General features: G+C 38.4%; 4 protein-coding genes. 2 read left to right on the top strand and 2 right to left on the bottom strand.

All coding sequences use genetic code 11. The features are described from left to right. Positions 1-268: 268 nt before the first annotated feature. A complete protein-coding gene (locus tag LD39_RS20455; protein ID WP_035553005.1) occupies positions 269-694 on the bottom strand; it encodes a hypothetical protein in 426 nt (141 codons plus the stop codon). Positions 695-871: 177 nt separating this feature from the next. Further along, positions 872-1,156 carry a DUF4282 domain-containing protein gene (locus LD39_RS20460; RefSeq protein WP_035553008.1) on the bottom strand — a complete coding sequence of 95 codons (285 nt, stop codon included), beginning with the start codon at positions 1,154-1,156 and terminating at the stop codon, positions 872-874. A 219-nt stretch (positions 1,157-1,375) separates the two neighbouring features. On the opposite strand from LD39_RS20460, the gene LD39_RS21865 reads away from it, so the two are divergent. Both LD39_RS21865 and LD39_RS23700 read left to right on the top strand, forming a co-directional pair. Further along, entirely contained in the window at positions 1,376-2,068 is a 693-nt protein-coding gene (locus LD39_RS21865; protein ID WP_052158981.1) for a hypothetical protein, read from the top strand. 111 nt (positions 2,069-2,179) lie between these two features. Then, positions 2,180-2,365, top strand: a 186-nt coding sequence (locus tag LD39_RS23700) for a hypothetical protein (RefSeq protein ID WP_035553011.1), incomplete at its 3' end; no start/stop codon positions are given.

Raw genomic sequence — 2,365 nt, forward strand, 5'->3', positions numbered from 1 at the left:
AACGATTCGTTGAAATCAGTTCGGAATTTTGGTGTGCCACAAAAAGAGTGCAATGACCGCTCCGTCAAAACACTTCGCTTTCCACGGGCACGGCCTCAGCTTCCTCGAAAAGCAAAGAACGCTTTTCTCCGGGATCTTCGGCTCGCGCTGTTCCCGTAGGAGTCTCCGTGTTTTGCCTACGCTTAGAATCTGCGTTGATATTATACAAGGTTCCAATGTTCGTTTTATAACACCTCTGCTTTACTTATGTCCGAGTCTCTTTATATGATTAATCTTTTTGTATTTTCAATCGAGCCAATCCATGTGTTTCAAATTCTTCTTCATACTCATTTTCCAACTCAAAACCGCGTGTAATCAGTGATTCTTGATCAGGATGAAGTGTACCTTCATTTTTGGCATCGCGCATCGCTAACCTTGTTACTAATTGATGCCAGAATACCTCCTCATCGTTTTCATCAATATAGTTCTCCATTTCTTCTTCAAATTCTCTTGTAGGGTAATGACCGTTAAGTTTTTTATCGTGTACGACTAGGTCATCAAATCCGAATTTGTCTGCATAGGAGTAGATATATTCCATCAACTCTTCGTATTTTTCAACTCGATCTACTTCTCTGGATGAATTTGCGGTCCATTCACCTAAGTAGATAAGTTCTATTAATGTTCGAAACTGTTTTTTGGTGAAGTTAATTTTCATTAAACAGTGCTCCAATCCAATAAGGTGTATTGTATCTATCGTAACAAAGTTAAACGATTTTCACACCTTCGAACCCCAATAAATGTCACCTCAGGTCATCCATATTCTGGATGACCTGAGGTGACATTTATTGGAATGTATTTCAAAAAACTCGTCAGCTTGACGAGTTTTTTTATCCTATGAATCCGAATTACTTGGGGCGCTGTAAGCTTGGATGGTCTGTAATGCCTCATGCATCTTAAATTGAACAATAAGAAGTTCACAATAAATGCGTGTCAATAAAGGCCCAAAAATAATCATGAATATTCCGGCGAGTACTTGCATGCCCCCTCCCCACGGATTAGCTGCACCTGCAAAAATCATAATAATACCAAAGACCACGGAGAAGATGGCACCGACCCAAAAAATAATCTTAATCAGAGTTGGGGTAATCATCTTGTTGAAGTTCATGTACTCGCTCATGTGTTTTCCCCTTTCTATTTTAAAGATACATTTATCATTTATATACGCAAACGGCAGAACTATTCCTGAAAACTACAGCGAATGGGAATATAACCCACCTCAGGTCATCCAGATTTTGGATGACCTGAGGTGGGTTATTATGTCATCGTATTGATGAATGTTTCTCTAGTCCTCTCTGTATAATGGTGTATCAAAACTGAATAGCAGGGAGAGGGTTGGATGAAATACGTAAAGATTTCAGGATACATCCTTGGGCTTTTGGTTGTTTTTTTGATCGGAATTATGATGGGGAAAAGCGGTGCAGAAACGACGTTGAACAATATGAAGATGGATATAACTGACATGGAAGAAGAGGCAGTTTCAACAACTGATAAGATTAAGCAGCTGGATGATGATTTGAAATCTCTTCAAACAGATAAAAAAGAAACGCTAGCTTTAATTGATCAGAAAGAAGAGATAGAAAATGATCTGGAATCCCTTCAGAAAGAACTCGATTATAAGCAATCCATTTTAGATGAAGAATTGAAGACTGGAAGAGAGAAAATCAAAAGTGAATTAGATAAGGAGAACGATAAGCTTACCGGATTGCAGAACCAAGTCAAAGAGCTTCAAGGTCAAGTCGACGAAAAGCAGAAGAAGCTTGATCGTTTGTCCGGGGAGTTACAAAAAGCGGAAGATGAGCCTAGAACGTTAATCGCTGGGCAATACTTCGTCGGTAAGGATCTTCCTGCAGGGCGTTATCAGGTAACAAATATCGGTAATGGAACGAATTTTTTTGTCTATGATAGCGGTGGCTATCCAACGGTTAACACGATTCTTGGTGAAGATTTCTATGGTGACTATGTTTTTTTCACTGAAGAGGGAGATAAGATTGAGACGTTAGGAAAAGTTAAATTGATACCTGTTGAGTAAAAAAAGACGTCAGGATGTATCAAAATAATTGCGGCAGGATGGGAGACCTTGAGTTATAATAAAATAAATTGAAGACGCTGAATTTATTTTTTCAGCCAAGGGGAGAAGATAGTGAATCACTTTAAAGATAAACGTTTTTGGATGCTGATCCCTCCATTCTTTATCACTTTCCTATTGCTATTTATCCTTCTGCCTTATGAGTATAAATTCTATTCATTTGTTGTCCTTCTTGTGTTTTGGATGGTGTATTATACGTGGAATCATCTCACTGAAAAAAGGAAAAAGAAAGAGATATCT

This window comes from Halobacillus sp. BBL2006 (genome assembly GCF_000786645.1).
GTDB lineage: Bacteria > Bacillota > Bacilli > Bacillales > Halobacillaceae > Halobacillus.

Coding starts and splice junctions, on each gene's coding strand:
- LD39_RS21865 (WP_052158981.1), top strand. CDS start 1,376: ATGAAATACGTAAAGATTTCAGGATACATCCTTGGGCTTTTGGTTGTT.
- LD39_RS20460 (WP_035553008.1), bottom strand. CDS start 1,156: ATGAGCGAGTACATGAACTTCAACAAGATGATTACCCCAACTCTGATT.
- LD39_RS20455 (WP_035553005.1), bottom strand. CDS start 694: ATGAAAATTAACTTCACCAAAAAACAGTTTCGAACATTAATAGAACTT.